The 16,881-nt window shown below is 65.3% G+C and carries 13 protein-coding genes and 1 tRNA gene; 2 read left to right on the top strand and 12 right to left on the bottom strand.

Features of this window, described 5'->3' with window-relative positions; genetic code table 11:
• The first annotated feature begins 195 nt into the window (after nt 1-195).
• Nucleotides 196-269: transfer RNA gene (locus CHB96_RS27795), tRNA-Met, on the top strand.
• A gap of 65 nt (nt 270-334) precedes the next feature.
• Here the strand turns inward: CHB96_RS27795 and CHB96_RS27790 are convergent.
• The 5 genes from CHB96_RS27790 to CHB96_RS27770 all read right to left on the bottom strand — a co-directional run bounded on the left by CHB96_RS27790 (nt 335) and on the right by CHB96_RS27770 (nt 8,022).
• A complete protein-coding gene (locus tag CHB96_RS27790) occupies nt 335-985 on the bottom strand; it encodes an LON peptidase substrate-binding domain-containing protein (RefSeq protein ID WP_089252450.1) in 651 nt (216 codons plus the stop codon).
• 16 nt (nt 986-1,001) lie between these two features.
• On the bottom strand, nt 1,002-1,895 hold the full coding sequence (locus CHB96_RS27785) for an alpha/beta fold hydrolase (protein WP_089252464.1): 894 nt from the start codon (nt 1,893-1,895) through the stop codon (nt 1,002-1,004).
• A 134-nt stretch (nt 1,896-2,029) separates the two neighbouring features.
• Complete coding sequence (locus tag CHB96_RS27780; protein ID WP_245866266.1) at nt 2,030-4,594, bottom strand: alpha/beta fold hydrolase; 2,565 nt, start codon at nt 4,592-4,594, stop codon at nt 2,030-2,032.
• Between the two features lie 150 nt (nt 4,595-4,744).
• Nucleotides 4,745-7,291: an ABC transporter permease gene (locus CHB96_RS27775; RefSeq protein WP_176444536.1), complete on the bottom strand. Its 2,547-nt coding sequence runs from the start codon at nt 7,289-7,291 to the stop codon at nt 4,745-4,747.
• Nucleotides 7,288-8,022 (bottom strand): ABC transporter ATP-binding protein, encoded by a 735-nt coding sequence (locus CHB96_RS27770; RefSeq protein ID WP_089252448.1) that lies wholly within the window; start codon nt 8,020-8,022, stop codon nt 7,288-7,290. Before CHB96_RS27770 ends, CHB96_RS27775 begins: the two co-directional genes overlap by 4 nt.
• 76 nt (nt 8,023-8,098) lie before the next feature.
• Between CHB96_RS27770 and CHB96_RS27765 the strand changes: the two genes are divergently transcribed.
• A complete protein-coding gene (locus tag CHB96_RS27765) occupies nt 8,099-8,860 on the top strand; it encodes a deoxyribonuclease IV (protein WP_089252446.1) in 762 nt (253 codons plus the stop codon).
• Here the strand turns inward: CHB96_RS27765 and CHB96_RS27760 are convergent.
• From CHB96_RS27760 to CHB96_RS27730, 7 genes are all read right to left on the bottom strand, one after another.
• A complete protein-coding gene (locus CHB96_RS27760; RefSeq protein WP_089252444.1) occupies nt 8,857-9,492 on the bottom strand; it encodes a hypothetical protein in 636 nt (211 codons plus the stop codon). The two genes, CHB96_RS27765 and CHB96_RS27760, sit on opposite strands and share 4 nt — an antisense overlap.
• A gap of 80 nt (nt 9,493-9,572) precedes the next feature.
• Nucleotides 9,573-10,052, bottom strand: a complete 480-nt coding sequence (locus CHB96_RS27755) for a DUF309 domain-containing protein (RefSeq protein WP_089252442.1) — start codon at nt 10,050-10,052, stop codon at nt 9,573-9,575.
• Complete coding sequence (locus CHB96_RS27750; protein WP_371829060.1) at nt 10,012-11,304, bottom strand: multidrug effflux MFS transporter; 1,293 nt, start codon at nt 11,302-11,304, stop codon at nt 10,012-10,014. The genes CHB96_RS27755 and CHB96_RS27750 overlap by 41 nt, the downstream gene beginning before the upstream one ends.
• A 55-nt stretch (nt 11,305-11,359) precedes the next feature.
• Complete coding sequence (locus CHB96_RS27745; RefSeq protein ID WP_089252440.1) at nt 11,360-12,295, bottom strand: aldo/keto reductase; 936 nt, start codon at nt 12,293-12,295, stop codon at nt 11,360-11,362.
• A 72-nt stretch (nt 12,296-12,367) separates the two neighbouring features.
• Nucleotides 12,368-12,886, bottom strand: a complete 519-nt coding sequence (locus CHB96_RS27740; RefSeq protein ID WP_089252438.1) for a VOC family protein — start codon at nt 12,884-12,886, stop codon at nt 12,368-12,370.
• A 14-nt stretch (nt 12,887-12,900) separates the two neighbouring features.
• Nucleotides 12,901-15,222 (bottom strand): molybdopterin-dependent oxidoreductase, encoded by a 2,322-nt coding sequence (locus CHB96_RS27735; protein WP_089252458.1) that lies wholly within the window; start codon nt 15,220-15,222, stop codon nt 12,901-12,903.
• On the bottom strand, nt 15,219-16,826 hold the full coding sequence (locus tag CHB96_RS27730; RefSeq protein WP_089252436.1) for an ABC transporter substrate-binding protein: 1,608 nt from the start codon (nt 16,824-16,826) through the stop codon (nt 15,219-15,221). The genes CHB96_RS27735 and CHB96_RS27730 overlap by 4 nt, the downstream gene beginning before the upstream one ends.
• Nucleotides 16,827-16,881 lie beyond the last annotated feature (55 nt).

Here is a 16,881-nt window from a genome sequence, read left to right as displayed (position 1 = left end):
GCAGCAGCAGACACATCACGAGGAAGACAGCCATCGGCGTCAGAGCGAAAACGAGTCAAACTCCTGCATCGACGAACAACTCCAGTATCACTGAGTGAAAATGTATAGAGGGGTACACATTTTCGCTCACAAGGGAGTCCTGACCAGGCGATTGGGCGTTCGGTGGCCAGAGCATGTACGGTTGAGGAACAACGACGCGGGGTGGAGCAGCTCGGTAGCTCGCTGGGCTCATAACCCAGAGGTCGCAGGTTCAAATCCTGTCCCCGCTACAAAAAGAAGAACCCCGGGAAGCCATCGGCCTCCCGGGGTTCGTTGCTTGAATCCGGCAGTAGTTTTAACCCTGCAGGCGAAACCGCACGATGTCCGACGCCGTGTCGATCGCGTCGAGCAGCGCACGCAGCCTTTCGGCCGGTCCGGGCGCTTCGAGGACCGCCTGGCGGTCCGATTCGCCCATCGGTACGTGTGTGGCGAGCTGGAACAGGCGCTCGCCCGGGTCCGTCGGCAGCGAGTCGAGATTCGGGGCGGGCGGTGGCGTCGTGCTTTCCGCGGCTGCCAGTTTGCCGATCAGTCGATACAGCTCGTCGATCTTGTCGCGCATCACTTCGAGTTCCAGAGCAGCCAGGTCCGACTCGGCAGGCGCGCCGCTCGGCTCGTCCGGCCAGACCCGCACGTCCGCGCGTGGGTACGGGTCGTCTTCGAGCCAGACGTCGACGCGGATCCGCTCGTCGCCGATGCATTCGATGAGGTGTCGCCCGTCCCCGATGTCTCGGTGGCCGACGATGTGAGCGAGAGTCGCGACGTCGTACCGCACGTCACCGCCGCCTGCTTCCCTGCCCTGCGCGATCAGGACGACGCCGAAGCTCGGGTCGTCCATCTCGAGACAGTCTCGCAGCATCTCCTGGTAGCGAGGTTCGAAGATGTGCAGCGGAAGTCGCTCGCCCGGCAGCAAGGCGCTGCCGAGTGGAAACATCGGTACGACGGCCATCGTCAGTCCACCACCGTCAGTCCGATACCGCTGTCCGAGAGGGTAATTCGGGCACGGCGTTCGCGGCGAGGAATTCGTCGAGAATGCGGAAGAACAGATCGGGCTCGTCGAGCTGCGGGAAATGACCTGCGGACGAGAAGATCTCGACACGAGACGCGGGGACTTCGCGTCGAATGCTGTCGGCGTGCGACGCCGGGATCATGCGGTCCTTGCCGCCCCAGATCAGCAGCGACGGCAATCCCTCGAACTTCTCGAAATGTTGCTTCGCGCTGATGGTTTGACCACGTGGCCCGACGACGGCACGGGTGGAGGCCAGAAACGCCTCACGAGATCCTTTGTCGGACACCGTCTTGAATGCGCGCCACGTCTCGTTCAGTGACTTGCCGGGGTGTACCGGGAATCCCCATCGATTCAGCTGTCCGACGACGCTTTCGGTGTTTCGACGCACCCAGTCGGAAGCCAGGATCGGCAGCACCAATTCGCTGCCGGGAAGCGTCGCCGCTTTCAGCAACAACGACACCTCGGGCCCGAGGCCGCCGCTGCTGACGAGCGCAAGTCGGTCGACGCGTTCGGGGAACAGATAGGTGGCCTGCATGACGATGCCGCCGCCGAGCGAATGCCCGACCATCGGCGCGGACTCGACGTCCAGATGATCCAGCAGGTCGCGCAATGTCGCCGCATGCGAGCTGAGCGAATAGTCTCCCGATGGCTTGTCCGAGCTGCCGTGGCCGAACAGATCCGGTGCGATGACGCGGTATTTCTCCGACAGGCGCTCGATCTGACCCGCCCAGGACTCGTGCGATCCGAGCAGGCCGTGCACCAGCACGACCGGGGGTCCGTCACCGACATCGACGTACCGCAGTACGTCCCTGTGCAACTCCACCGAGTCCAGGTCGTATCTGTCGCTCATGAATCCAGGCCCTCCCTGCGACGTCTCGACAGCGTCCTGGCCCAACGTACGCGTCTCGATCGACGGTGAACAGCTCACATTTCGATGTGCCGCGATGGAAGCCGTCAACGTGGGCGTGCCACGTGCGACGGTGGTCACCGTCGAGACTCGAGTGCTCGGTCGATGACCTCGGCGACCGTCGTGACGACTGGTTCTCGGACCAGCCCGATGTGTTCGCCCGGCACCGGAGTGATGTCGAGGCGGCCCGGAGCGAGAGCTTCCCACGATGCACGGCTGGACGTGTTGCTCTCGGTGACGACGACGGTCACCGACCCGTCCCACGCTTTCGGCGTATGCCGCCTGAGGGCCATCGATCCGATGAGGCCGAACGTGAGCCATCGGTCGGTGGTGCGGAATCGAACGATGCCGGCGGCGGCGACCTGCGTGATCTGCCGCATGACCGTCCGCAGACCCGGCTTGTAGCGTGGGCCGTCCGGTTCCGGCGGCGCCGATTCGAGGTGTGGACCGGCTCCCGGCACCTTGTCCAGCAACCACCGATACAGACGGGGGTCGAGCAGAACGAGATGTTCGACGGTTTCGCCGTGCGACTCCAGCACGTGAGCCATCTCCAGCGCGATCCACGCTCCGAGCGAGTGCCCGGCCAGCGTGTACGGGCCGTGCGGCTGCACCTTCTGGATTTCGCGGACGTATGCCCGTGCGGCGCAGGAGATGGTTCGATGCGGAAAAGCGCGCGCGTCGAGGCCCTTGGCCTGGAGTGCGTAGAGCGGGCGTCCCGTCAGTCGGCGCGCGAGCGGTGCGAGCCCGACGGCAGGCACCCCGGCTCCTGCGACGACGAACAGTGGCGAACCGGTACCTTCCGCTCGAAGCGGTACGAGGATCGGGTTCTTCGGTGATCCGTGGTTCCGTTCGGCTTCGGCGAGCCGCTCGTCGATCAACGCCGCCAGCAGCCGCACGGTCATTGCACTGACGAGGTCGGCTGGGGCAAGTTCCACGTGGAACGCTTGCCGGATCTCCACGAGGATCCTGGTCGTCACCAACGACGTGGCACCGAGCTCGGCGAAGTCGGCGTCCCGATGCATCTGATTCAGGTCGAGTTCACGGGCGACGATCAGCGCGAGCCAGTACTCGGTCGTGCCGGACAGGACGGTTTCCGCGGCCTCGGCGACGCGAACTGGGACGGGTGGAAGCGCGGCTCGGTCGACCTTGCCGCGGTGCGTCCGCGGAATCGCGTCGAGCCGAGTGACGAACTTCGGGACCATCCAATCCGGCAGTGTCTCGCGCAGCGCGCCGCGCACGTCGGCATCGGTGACGACATCGCCGACGAAGAACACTGCCAGCTCGAGGACAGCATTGTCCTCGGAGGCGACGACGACGGCATCGGAGACACCGTCCAGCGAGCGCACCGCGCTCTCCACTTCCGCAGGTTCGACGAGATAGCCACGGATCTTGACCGCGTCGTCGATCCGTCCGACGAGGTGCAGGACGCCACGCTCGTCGATGCGTCCGAGATCGCCTGTCCAGTACCGCCTGCGGCCCGAGTCGTCGGTGAAGCGGAGAGCGGTCTGCTCGGGCATGTCGAGGTAACCGTCGGCGAAGCAGTCCCCGGTGACGCGGACCTGTCCGACCTCGCCCGGACGCGCGAGGATCCCGTCGGATCGCACGATGTCGACGCTCTTGCCCGCGGGGCACCTGCCTGCGTCGAGGAACCCGTCGGGCAGCGGTGTGTCGAGACCGTAGTGCATGCGCGCGACGGCACCGGCCTCGGTGGTGGCGTACCAGTTGACGAACGTTGCAGCGCAATCGGATTCGCGACGAAATTGGGTGACGTCGCGAGAATGCAGAGCCTCGCCGTACGTGACGACGTACTGCAGCGACGGGAAGAGGCGGTCGGCGGAGGGAATCGCAGAGAGTGCGCGCACGAGCGACGGCGAGCAATGCAGCGTCGTCAGATGATTCGTCGTGACCCACTCGGTGAAGTTCGCTGCGTGCTCGGTGCGTGGGTCGCGGCAGTGGACCTGCGAGCCGCTGAGGACTCCAGCGAGCAAGGTGTTGATGCCCGCCCCGAAACTGACCGGAAGAGCATTCCCGACGCGGTGGCGCCCCGACAGCCCGAGCGTCGAACTCACCTCGTAGGCCTTGCTGAGGCACATGCGATTGCTGAGGAGAACGCCCTTCGCGGCCCCGGTCGAACCGGACGTGAAAGCGATGAGCGCGATGTGGTCCCCGGTGACGACAGGCAGTGGCGTCGAGGAGTCCTCGATGCTCGCGATGTCCTCGATGCCGAGCCGTCGGGCGCCTGCCTGAACGACGATCTGCTCGCGGCGCGCCTCGGGAAGGTGCTGGTCGAGCGGAACGAGCACCCGACCCGAGGCGAATACCGCGAACATCAGGACGACCGCGTCGATCGTGGATGCGGTCTCCACTGCAACGGGTTCCGCCTCGGTCGGGGCGATCGTCGCGATCTTCCGTGCGACGGCGTACGTGCGGTGCAGCAGTTCGTCGAACGTGATGGAACCGTCGTCGGTCACCAGAGCCGTCGCGGCCGGCACCGCATGCGCGACCTCGCACAGGCGACCGAGGACGGTGTCGCGCGCATCGGGCCTGCCCAAAGGCGCCAATGCCACCCGCGAGCGCACAACGGACCCCGTGCCCGACAACCCCGTGCTCGGCAACCCTGTGCTCGAGAACCCCGTGCTCACGTCGCCTCCCCAGTGCGTCCCGTCGGCAGATCACTCGGTTTCGCAGAACAAAACCGTCGTGTGGTCTGTTTTACACCCTCACGGTAACGGTGTGGTCCGTTTTTCTACAACCCGTGTCAGGTGGGGACGCGCGACGCGTGCGTCGGGCGGTCAGGCCTCGCTGATCGCCTCCAACGGTCGGGTGCGCGCGGCACGGATGGCGGGAAGCAGAGCTGCCCCGATGCCGACCACGGCGGAACCGACGAGCATCGCGATCATCTGACCCCACGGGATCGTCAGGACGTCGAGTCCTTCGTCGCGCAATGTCCGTACGAATCCCCAGCCGAACACCACTCCGAGGACGAGCCCGACGATGGCGCCGAACAGCGCGATGAGCAGCGATTCGAGGTAGATGGTTCGTCTGACCTGCGGCCGCTGCATGCCGACCGCTCGCAGCATGCCGATCTCCCGTCGTCGCTCGACCACCGACAACGCGAGCGTGTTGACGATGCCCAGGATCGCGATGACCACCGCCAGCGCGAGTAGGCCGTAGAGAACGGCGAGCAGCGTGTCGATCTGCTGACTCTGTGCGCCCTTGAACTCCTCGCGGTCCTGCACCTGCACGACGACGAACGGCTTCACGGCCGCTTCGAGGTCGGTGCGCAATTGATCCAGATCGGTTCCCGGTGCCGCTCCGACGAGCACGGCGATGTCGGAACGCACGACTCCTGGAGTCACTGCTTGGTAGACGTCCTCGGAGACGATCCAGTCACCGATCAACGGATTGTCGGCGAAGATCGTCGTCACGGTCACCGTGACACTGTTGCCGTCGAGCGACACGAGATCGATCGTCGATCCGAGCGTCCATCCGTTCTCGGCCGATGCGGCCTCCGACACGCCGATGCTGTTCGGGGTCTGCTCGCCGGAGCCCTCGACGACGCTCTGATCGAACAGTCCCTGCGGGCTGCCGTCGAGCGCGACGCCGAAGGCTTGCTCGTCGTCGATCTTGACCGCGACGGGGTGCAGGATCGCGACGCGGTCGACACCGGGCACCGATTCGGCGGCACGACCCGCGCCGGGCGGTACGCCGATCGCCGGCGGACCGCTGAAGATGTAGTCGGCCTCGATGCCGTTGTCGACGAGCGCGTCGACGCTTGCCTTGGCGGTCGAGCCGAGTACCCCGATGACCGATACCAGCATCAGTCCGAGCATGAGTGCGAATGCCGTTGCCGCCGTGCGCCTCGGGTTGCGGACCGAGTTGGTGCGTGCCAGACGGCCGATCGCGCCGAACGGCCTTGTGAGGACTGCGCCGAGCGCGCCGACGATGGGCCGCGACAGGGACGGCGCTGCCAGTGCGACGGCCACGATGACGGCGACCGCACCGACGCCGACCGTCGCGGCTGCTCCCCCGCCGGTCGATTGGGCGCCGACGACGAGAGCCAGCATGCCGAGGACACCTAGGACGGCACCGACCAGCGTGCGGACGCGCAGACTGTCTCCCGCCGAAGCGAATTCCTCACGCATCGCGGCGACGGGTGGGATGTTCGCGGCACGCCGAGCAGGTGCGTATGCACTCAGCACGGTGACGATGATCCCGACGGCGAACGCGACGATCACGGTTCGCGGTTCGAGAGCCAATGTGCCCGAAGGCAATCCGAGATCGAACGCGTTGAGCAGGGCGCGCAGGCCGTAGGCGAGGCCGACGCCGCCCGCGAATCCGATGGCACTGCCGACGATTCCGACGACGAGCGCCTCCAGGACGACCGATCTGCTGACCTGGCCGCGACTCGCGCCGATCGCCCGCAGGAGTGCGAGTTCGCGGACTCGTTGAGCGACGATCATCGAGAAGGTGTTGTAGATGATGAATGTTCCTACGAGCAAGGCGATTCCGCCGAACGCGAGCAGGAAGTAGTTGACGAAGGACAGGGCGGTCTCGACCTGCGCCTGCGCTTCGTCGCGGACGTCGTCGGCGGTCTGTACTTTCAGGTCCGGCAGCGCGGCGGCGATCTCGTCGCGCAGGTCGCTCTGCGTAAGTCCCTGTGCCGCAATGTCGCTCCCGGCGACGTCGTAGTACTGGACATGGGTGCCGTCGGAGAACAGCTCGTCGGCCTGAGCCTCGAAGAACTGCAGCCCGATGTACCCGCCGGATTCGACGGGTGTGTCGTAGATACCGGCCACGGTGACGTCGACAGTGCCCTTCGACGGTACGAGCACCTGCGTCGTGTCGCCGACGGAGAGCCCGGATCGTGTTGCGCCACCTTCGTTGATGACCACTTGACCCGGTGCGGTCGGCGCGGTGCCCGCGACGAAGACGGCATCGTCACCGAGGCGTCGATCACCGTCGAGGTAGGCCTCGCCGATCGTCGGGGCGCCGCCGGTCTGTACCGCGGCACCGTCCTTGCCGAGCAGGACGACCTGAGTGCCGACGTACGGGGCAACGGCACGAACGTTCGGAAGAGCGGAGATGGTGGCGGCCGCATCGACCGGGACTCCACTCGATCCTGCTTCCTCTGCGCTGACGCGCACGTCCGCACCCTGTGCCGTGTCGGAGAAGATCGACGAGAACGTTCGCTGCAGCGTGTCGGTGAACACGAAAGAGCCTGCGACGAAAGCGGTTCCGAGTACCACGGACAGTACTGTCAGTGCGAGTCGGACCTTGTGCGCGGCAAGGTTTCTCAGTGAGACCTTGCGCATGGGATTGTTCGACGCCGTACTCATCGGACCGTCTCGAGCTGCTTCATGCGATCGAGCACGGCGTCGGCCGTCGGGTTCATGAGGTGGTCGATCACCTTCCCGTCGGCGAGGAACACGACGCGGTCGGCGTAACTCGCGGCGCGCGGATCGTGCGTGACGATGACGACGGTCTGATCGAACTCGTCGGCCGCGGTGCGCAGGATGCCCAGGACCTCGCCGGACGAGCGCGAATCGAGGTTGCCGGTGGGCTCGTCGCCGAACACGATGTCGGGACGGCCGACGAGAGCACGCGCACACGCGACGCGCTGCTGCTGACCTCCGGACAGCTCGCTCGGCCGATGTCCGAGCCTGTCGGTGAGACCGAGCCTGGTGACGACGGTGTCGAGCCACTCCTTGTCGGGCCTCCGGCCTGCGATGTCGAGCGGCAGGGTGATGTTCTCCAGCGCCGTCAACGTCGGGACGAGATTGAACGACTGGAACACGAAACCGATTCGGTCCCTGCGCAATCCGGTCATCTGCTTGTCGGACAAATCGGTCAGCTCGGTGTCTCCGATCGTCACGATGCCGGACGACGACGTGTCCAACCCCGCGAGGCAGTGCATGAGCGTCGACTTCCCTGAACCGGACGGTCCCATGATCGCGGTGAATTCGCCGCGTGCGAACTGGACGCTCACGTCGCGCAGCGCGTGAACTTGTGTGTCTCCGGTGCCGTACGTCTTGGACAAAGCGACCGCGCTGGCGGCGATATCAGTCATGGACGCCAGTGTTTCAGTGTTTCGACCCGTGCACTATCGGGGGACACCCTGATAAGTCGCTCCTACTATTGGAGACATGCGCATTGGAGCCCACGTACGCGACAGCAACGATCCGCTCGGTTCGGCCGAGGACCTCGGCGTCGACCTGGTCCAACTCTTCCTCACCGACCCACAGAAATGGAACAAGCTGCAGCCTCATCCGCAGGGCGAGGAACTACGTGACAGCGCTGTCGACGTCGTCGTGCACAGCTCGTACGTGCTCAACGTCGCAAGTCTGAACAACCGTATTCGGATCCCGTCACGCAAGGCCGTCATCGAGCAGGCCGCGGCAGCCGCCGACATCGGGGCGATCGGTCTCGTCGTACACGGCGGCCACGTACGCGACGGCGAGGACACGGCGAAGGGCTTCGAGAACTGGCGGAAGCTGTTCGAGCGGCAAGCGCAGGACGGCGGCTTCGGGGTTCCCATCTTCATCGAGAACACCGCCGGCGGTGACTTCGCGATGGCGCGACATTTCGACGACATCGCGCGGCTGTGGGATGCCGTCGGCGAATTCGGTGCCGGGTTCTGCCTCGACACGTGTCACGCGTGGGCCGGTGGCGAGGAACTGGTCGGTGTCGTCGATCGGATCAAGGCCATCACCGGTCGCATCGACCTTGTGCACCTGAACAATTCGCGCGACGAGTTCGACTCGGCACGAGACAGGCACGCCAACCTCGCGGACGGCACGATCGATGCAGAGGTGCTCAGGGCGGTGGCCGAGGCGTCGGGAGCGCCCGTGATCCTCGAGACGCCCGCCGAGGGAATCGCCGACGACGTGCGGTATCTGAAAGGCTAGACGAACACCGCGAGCGTCTTCTCCCAGAAACGCTCGAAGTCGTCGACGTCGGCGCGGGTGAATACCCGCTCGTTCCAACGGAATTCGGTGTCCACCATGGTGACTCCGTCGACCTCGACCACAGAGCACCTGACGGCCAGGCTGTGGGTCAGAGAATCGTCGTCGTGCAGGGCTGCCTCGGCGCCGACACGGAACGAGATCTGGGCACCGGACTTGCGGGCCAGCGCGGCGGCGTTCGTGGAGTTCTTCGCGTCGGAGTAGTCACGGCCGCCGTTGGGCGCGGCAGCGACGCGTCGACCTACCTCCTCGACGAGAGCGTGCGCCTCACCGGTGGACGGCAGGCGAACGGGAAAGAAGTCGGCGTCGGACGCGGTGACGTCGACGAGCACTCCCGATGTGCAGCGATGGCACCGATCGCTCTGCCAGGCGCCCACCGTGGCGGCCAGGACTGCGAGCAGAGTGGTGTCGGACGGGTGGTGCGTCCCCGCCCACTGCGTGCGAGTGACGGTGACGACGGACGAGAAGACCGTGTCGATGCGCGGATCGGTTCGGCGACTTCCGAGCGACCGCTCCTCGGGAGTGAGTACGGCGACCCAGTACGGGATCTGCGCGGTCACAGCTTGCTCGGTCACTCTCGGCCCTTCCTGTGTCGCTAGCCTTACCTAACCTTCGCACACTGTAGCGAGGGCGGCGCAGATACGCGAACAAAAGATCAAGCGAGAAGCGTCGGGACAGCAGGTGACTGCGGGACGTCCCCGGCGTCGAGCGCGTCGACCAGTGTGTCGGACCAGTTCAGGAGACCGGCGATGTCCAGACCGTACGGAGGATCTACTTCGTAGCCGCGGATGCGATCGTGGCCCTGGCCGAGAAGAGAGCGCGCGCCGACCGCGTTGCCTCGAAGAAGATGAGTCAGCCCGACGGCCAATTGCGCCAGCCCTTGCCACAGCATGCGCTCGGGTTCCGGCGCGTCCTTCCACGTTCCTTCGAGGATCTCGTGGGCGTGGAACGGCATACCGTCGTCGAGCAGTTGTTGTGCCCGCGCGATGGCGTCGTCCGGTGGGAGGCGCAGGTCGTCGGGAATGCGTTCGACGCCGACGGCGCCCCGCGGAAGCGGCCTTCCCAGGCCGTCGCGGGGTCGCGCGTTCTGCGGTTTACCTGCTGGGTCCCGTTCCCTGTCGCGTGCTGCTGTCACTGCTTACGCTCCTCGTCGAGATCGTGACGGCGATCAGCGCCACGAGAGCGATTGCCGAGACGCCGACCATAGTGACCGATACTGCCACGGCGTCGTTGCCGAGCACACCGACGACCGGGGCGATGATCGCGCCGGAGCCGAACTGTGCGGCGCCGAGGAGAGCTGCTGCGGTACCTGCGGCCTCACCGTGACGGGAGAGCGCGAGAGCGGGTGCGTTCGGCATGACGAAACCGACGGCTCCGAGCACGAACCACAGCGGAATCAGGAAGCCGAACATGCCGCCTATGCCCGCGATCGCGATGACGGTCATGACCAGCGCGGAGAGTACGGCCACCGACAGCGCAGCGATGACGATGCGGACCGGCGTGAAGTGTCCGAGCAGCACGACGTTCATCTGCGAGGCGCCGATCAGTGCGATCGCGCCCAGCGCGAAGACGATGGCGAACTGCTGCTCGTTGAGTCCGAATTCTTCCTGCAACACGAACGACGAGCCGGCGATGTACGCGAACATGGCCGACATCGCGAGGGCGGCGACCAGAACGAGAACAAGGAACTGCCCGTCGCGCAGCAATCCGCCGTACGTGCGGACGACGGGCATCACGCCGCGGCTGCGACGACGCTCCGGCGGCAGGCTCTCACGCAACGCGAAGACGGCGACGACGAGCAGTGCGACGCCGAGGACGGCCAGGACTCCGAAGACCCAGCGCCACGATCCGGCGAGCAGAATGCCACCGCCGATCGACGGTGCCAGAACGGGTGCGACGCCCATGACGAGCATCAGGCGGGACAGAACCGTCGCGGCCGCGCGTCCGGTGAACAGGTCACGTACGACGGCCATCGCGACGACGGCCGCAGCGGCTGCACCCAGTCCCTGCAGGCCACGGAAGACGCCGAGGACGGCGACATTCGGCGCGACGACGCACAGCAACGACGCGACGATGTGCACGGCCGTGCCTGCGATCAGGGGTAGGCGTCGTCCGACGATGTCGGACAGCGGACCGATGATCAGCTGACCGAGCGCAAGGCCGATCAGGGTGCCGGTGAGCGTGAGCTGCACTGCGGCCGACGACGAATTCAGGTCGTCGACGATCGACGGCAACGCCGGGAGGTACATGTCGATCGTCAACGGCCCGAGAGCGATCAGCGCGCCGAGGACCAGGATGATCCGCAGTCGTTCGGCGGGCGTGGGTTCTGTTGACTGAGGAGTGGTGGGTTTCGTATCGACGTGAGTCGGTTCCGTGGCGTGAGACACCCCATCGTCAGCAACGAGTCCGGCCGTTCTGTTCCCGGGTGTGATGCAGTCGCTCTCAGGCAGACACGTCGGTGAGTCGCTGGACCTCGTCGGACGTCAGGTTCAGCCCGGGAGCGGCGAGCAGCGCGCTGAGCTGGGAGATCTTGCTGGCGCTTGCGATCGGCGCGGTGACCGTGGGCTGCTCGAGCAACCAGGCGAGCGCGACCGACGAGATCTCGGCCTCGTGAGCAGCGGCGATCTCGCCGAGTGCGTCGACGACCTCGAGTCCCTTGTCGGTGAAGTAGCCCGACGCCAGCTTCTCGCGAGCCTGACCCTCGAGGTCCTCGCGGGTGCGGTACTTGCCCGTCAGGAAGCCTGCGGCGAGTGCGAAGTACGGGAAGACACCGAGATTGTTGTCGGTCGCGAGCGCGGCGAGTTCCGATTCGTACTCGTGGCGTGTGACGAGGTTGTAGTGCGGCTGCAGCGCGATCGGTGCGGAGAAGTCGTTCTGCTCGGCGAGGCTCAGCCACTCACGAATGCGGTCGGGCGAGTAGTTGGAGATCGCGACGTAGCGAACCTTGCCGTCCTTGACCAGCTCGTCGAACGCAGCCAACGTCTCGACGAGAGGCGTCTTCTCGTCGTCGTAATGGGCGTAGTAGACGTCGATGTGGTCGCTCTGCAGGCGCTTCAACGACGCCTCGGCGGCGGCCTTCACGTTGGCGGGCGCGAGTCCTCGAAACTCCGGGTGCTGGCTGACCTTGGTGGCGATGACGACGTCGTCACGGTTCCCGCGGGCCGCAGTCCAATTACCGATGATGGTCTCCGACTCACCACCGGAATTCCCGTCGGCGAACGCGGAGTACGAATCTGCGGTGTCGATGAAATTGCCACCACCTGCGGTGAACGCGTCCAAGATCTCGAACGACGCGTTCTCGTCGCTCGTCCAGCCGAAGGTGTTTCCACCGAGTGCGAGGGGAAAGATGTCGAGGTTCGAGTTTCCTATTGCAACCACTGTGGACTCCTTATCGCAGCGAATTATCTCGTCAGGTCAACGTCCCCGTCGGGACATGTTGTTCCCCTGACTTCAGATGTTCACGGGACTCGAGACACCGACGCCGCTGGGAGTGTCGATGCCGTAGCGGTCGATCTCCTTCTGCAGATCGAGCGGCCGGATGGACTTGCTCGCTTCGATGGCCTTCTCGTCGAGCAGATTCAGCGGCACGAGCCAGACGATCTCGAATTCGATGCCGTCGGGGTCCTTGCCGTAGAGGCTCTTGGTCGACCCGTGGTCCGATGCGCCGACGAGAGCGTCTGCGGCAGAGAGCTTCTGCGCAATGTCGGCGAGGTCCGCGAGCGTCTGCACTTCCCATGCGAGGTGGTAGAGGCCGACGGTCGAGCGGCCGGCGCCGCTGGGTCCGGCCGCGTCGCCGAGTTGGAACAGTCCGAGGTCGTGATCGTTGGCGCTGGCGCTCGCCTGCAGGAACGCGGCACCCGCGCCCATCCGCATCTTCGTTCTGAATCCGAGGACATCGGAGTAGAACGCGACGGACTTCTCGACATTCCTGACATACAGAACTGCGTGATTGAGACGTTGGATGGGCATGGGCACCTCACTGATTAAGTTGAACCTTCAACTGAAGGATACACCTGGAGATTCTCCACGCAAGAGCCGAGCGGTTCGAAAGCCCTGATCGGCGGGACCGGACCCACGAACTTCTCGACCTGCACGAGTGCGCTGTGCGCGGACGGACCCTGCGCCAGCCGCGACGTGCCCCGATCGGGCGTCAGTACGTTCGGATTGCCGTGAGCGTCGAGTCCGCCGGGTTCGACGGGGTCGTACCACGCACCCGTGGACAGGCGCACGACGCCGGACATGATGTCGTCGCCGACGACGGCGCCCGCGAGGCATTGGCCGCGGTCGTTGAACACACGGACCACGTCGCCGTCCGCGATCGAGCGCGCCGCAGCATCGACTCGGTTGATCAGAATCGGCTCTCGACCTTCGATCTTTCCTGCCCGGGAGTGGTCGCCGTTGTCGAACTGCGAGTGCAGGCGTCGCTCCGGCTGACCGGACACGAGGTGCAACGGAAAAGCCTCCGCCACCGACCATTCCCGCGGCGGCAACCAGGTGGGATGTCCTGGGCAGTCGTCGTAATCGAAGCCCGCGATCGTCTCCGAGAAGATCTCGAACCGTCCCGACGGCGTCGCGAGTGGGTGCGCGGCGGGATCCGCCCGAAGTGCGCGGTACGGGGGCACTCCTGGATCGACTTCCGGTGCGGGTACCACACCGCCCGCCTCGAGCAGCTCGTCCCAGGTCGGAATGCCCGGAGTGCGTTCCCTTGTGCGCCTGTACAACTCGGTCACCCAGTCGTCAGCCGTCTGGTCCGCGGTGAACTCGCGTCCGAACCCGAGACGTTCGGACAGCAGCGAGAAGATCTCGTAATCGGTCTTGACGTCGCCGGGCGGTTCGGCGGCTTTGACGATCGCCGAGATGTACCCGTCGGCGCCGGCGGCGAAGTCGTTGCGCTCCAACCACGTTGCCGCGGGCAGAACGATATCGGCATGCCTGGCCAGCGAATTGGCGAAATGCTCGTGTACGACGACGGTATCCGGTCGCTGCCACGCGCCGACGAGGCGGTTCAAGTCCTGGTGGTGGTGGAACGGATTTCCACCGGCCCAGTAGACCATCTTGATGTCGGGATAGCGGTATCGCGCACCGTCGTAATCGAATTCGGCACCGGGGGTCGACAGCATGTCGGCAATACGAGCGACCGGTATGAAGTCCGCGATCGGCCGAACGCCCTGCTCGAATGCGGCGGGACGAAAACCGTTGACGGGTATGCCCAATTGGTGCAGTGCACCCAGCGCGCACCCGAATCCTCCGCCCGGCAGGCCGAGATCACCCGTGATCGCAGCGAGAGTCAACGCCATCCACGGCGCCTGTTCACCGTGGTCCGCGCGCTGCAACGAATACGACGTCGCGAAAACGGTTCGCCTTCCGAAGGTCCGGTGGGCCAGCTCGCGTATCGTCGCGGCATCGATACCGGAGATCGACGACGCCCACTCCGCCGACTTCGGTATGCCGTCGGTGCGGCCGAACAGATACTGCTCGAACCGATCCCACCCCACGGTGAAGCGTTCGAGAAAATCGCGATCGTGTCTGTCGGCCGTCACGATGGTGTGCGCGATGCCGAGCATGACCGCGACGTCGGTTCCCGGAACGATCGGAACCCACTGCGCATCCAGGGCATCGTCGCTGTCGGTGCGCTGCGGGGAGATCACGACGAAATCTGCGCCGGCCTCACGGGCCTTGCGTTGGCCGGACACATTGACGTGTGCGCCGATTCCGCCGCCGTTGACCTGTGCGTTCCGTGCGGCAATTCCACCGAAAGCCAGTACCAGCGAACGGTGTTCGGCGATCTCCTGCCACGTCGGATTCGATGCGAGCGCTGCCGGATAGCCGCCGGCAACCCGACGTAGGACGACCTGCATCGCTGCCGACGAGTAGGACTCGACCGACGCGGTGTAGCCACCTGCGAGGTTGAGGAACCTGTGAATCTGCGACTGTGGGTGATGGAACCGGCCGGCCGAGCCCCAGCCGTACGAACCACCGTAGATCGCCGAGTTGCCGTATCGGCCTCGGACGCGGTCGATCTCGTCGGCGACCAACCCCACAGCCGTGTCCCACGAGACGGGCACGTAGGTGTCGTCGCCGCGCACTCCTGTACCCGGCCCGCCGTCGAGGTATCCGCGTCGGACCATCGGGCTGGTCAGCCGTGATCGCGAGTGCAGCGTCGACGGCACTCCCGTACCGATCGGCGACGGGTCGTCGTCGATCGGATGGGGAGTCAGGGCAGTGACGACGGTACCGTCGGTCTCGGCGAGATAGGTTCCGAAGTGCCCGGCCGTCGGAACCCGACGGGACCGACTGCCTGTCACTCCTCGATCCACGCGTCCACGAACGACGGCCACCACGGTGCCTGAAAACTCAAGCCGTGCACGGTCGGTGGGGCTGCCTGTGTCTGACTTCCTTCGGTGACCGGGAACGCGTAGCCACGTTCGACGATGATCTGCTGAATACGATCGGCCAGTTCGCCGCGCTTCGTGTCGTCGAGCTCCGAGGCCTGTGTATCGAGCAGACCTTCGAGTTCGGGATCGTACGACGCCTTGAAATAGTTGCTGTAGGTCGGATCGAACGCCGAGACGAGGACGTCCGCGTCGGGCCGAGTCAGGTTGCCGTACTGCAACTGCCACTGACCCGAGTTGCGATTGGCGAGTGCCTCGGCCGCGGTGATCTGCTGGAGCTGGAAGTCGATGCCGACGGCACGGAGCTGTTGCTGTGCGAGCTCGTGAATCGGCTTGTCGCCGTTGGCGCTGAACTGGATTGCGACGCTGAGCTTTCGGCCGTCCTTCTCGCGGACGCCGTCGCTGCCCTCTCTCCAGCCTGCGTCGTCGAGGATGCGTCGTGCCTCGTCCTGGTTCTGGCTCAGGTCGTCGGACAGGTCGGTGTAGTTCGGGTGAGTCGTCGACAGGATGCTCGACGGCACGGTCTGGAACTCGTTGAAAACGGTGTCGTGGATCTCCTGGCGATCGAGGCTCAGCTGCAACGCTTTTCGCACTGCTTCGTCGGACAGGATCGGGTCGGTCACGTTCGGGTAGTAGGTGTAGACCACACCGGCCGAGGAGCGCGAGACGATGTCGAAGCCCTGTCCGCGGATCGAGTCGACGTCGTTGCTGGGAATGGTCGTCGACACCTGGATCTGGCCGCTGAGCAGTGCGCCCGTCCTGACGAGGTCCTCGGGCAGGATCTGGAACGTGACCTGGTCGAGGTAGGCAGGACCCGTGTGATCGTTCTTGGGCGACGACCACTCGTAGTCGTCGCGACGGCTGACGACGATCTTCTGATCAGGCACCACCTCGTCGATGACGAACGGCCCGCTACCGATGACCCCGAACGCCAACCGATCTTCCGGGGTCTTCGTGGTGATGGTCTCCGGTGCGATGATGCCCAGCGGCTTCTCGGAAAGCGCCTGCAGGAAACCGGCTTTGGCGATGTCGAAGTCGACGCGCAGTGTCAACGGATCGACGACGACGGACTCGCGATACCCCTGAAGGTAAGCCGACGACTGGAATGCGCGTCCCTGCTTACCGAGTTCGACGACGTTGTCGAAGTTCAGCTTGACCGCGGCGGCATCGAGCGTTTCACCGTTGCTGAACGTGACACCGTCCTTCAAGTGGAACGTGTAGGACTTGCCGTCGTCGGCGATGTCCCACGATTCGGCGAGCCACGGCACGACTTCGCCTGTGTCCGGGAGCTGTTCGGTGAGATTGTCGACGACCTCGACGTTCGCGAAGTTGCATCCCGACGTCTGCGCCTTGTCGAGGCCACATGCAGGGATGATGCCGACGGTGATCGAACCACCCGATCTCGGTGTCGAACTCTCGTCGCTGCTCGCGGATTCGGCATTCCCCCCGCAGCCGGCCAGAACCAACACGGATGCAGCGAGAGCGGTAGCGGCCCTGAGCTTTGGCCCGAAATTCATGAGTCACGTCCTGTAGGAGTCTGCGAGGAGATCGCTCGAAAGCTAGCAGGTCCGT

It is taken from the genome of Rhodococcoides kyotonense (assembly GCF_900188125.1).
Taxonomy (GTDB): Bacteria; Actinomycetota; Actinomycetes; order Mycobacteriales; family Mycobacteriaceae; genus Rhodococcoides; species Rhodococcoides kyotonense.
The sequence above is the reverse complement of the archived record's forward strand: the minus strand, read 5'-3'. Positions and strand labels throughout refer to the sequence as shown.

Coding starts and splice junctions, on each gene's coding strand:
- CHB96_RS27790 (WP_089252450.1), bottom strand. CDS start 985: ATGGCCGTCGTACCGATGTTTCCACTCGGCAGCGCCTTGCTGCCGGGC.
- CHB96_RS27785 (WP_089252464.1), bottom strand. CDS start 1,895: ATGAGCGACAGATACGACCTGGACTCGGTGGAGTTGCACAGGGACGTA.
- CHB96_RS27775 (WP_176444536.1), bottom strand. CDS start 7,291: ATGAGTACGGCGTCGAACAATCCCATGCGCAAGGTCTCACTGAGAAAC.
- CHB96_RS27770 (WP_089252448.1), bottom strand. CDS start 8,022: ATGACTGATATCGCCGCCAGCGCGGTCGCTTTGTCCAAGACGTACGGC.
- CHB96_RS27765 (WP_089252446.1), top strand. CDS start 8,099: ATGCGCATTGGAGCCCACGTACGCGACAGCAACGATCCGCTCGGTTCG.
- CHB96_RS27740 (WP_089252438.1), bottom strand. CDS start 12,886: ATGCCCATCCAACGTCTCAATCACGCAGTTCTGTATGTCAGGAATGTC.
- CHB96_RS27730 (WP_089252436.1), bottom strand. CDS start 16,826: ATGAATTTCGGGCCAAAGCTCAGGGCCGCTACCGCTCTCGCTGCATCC.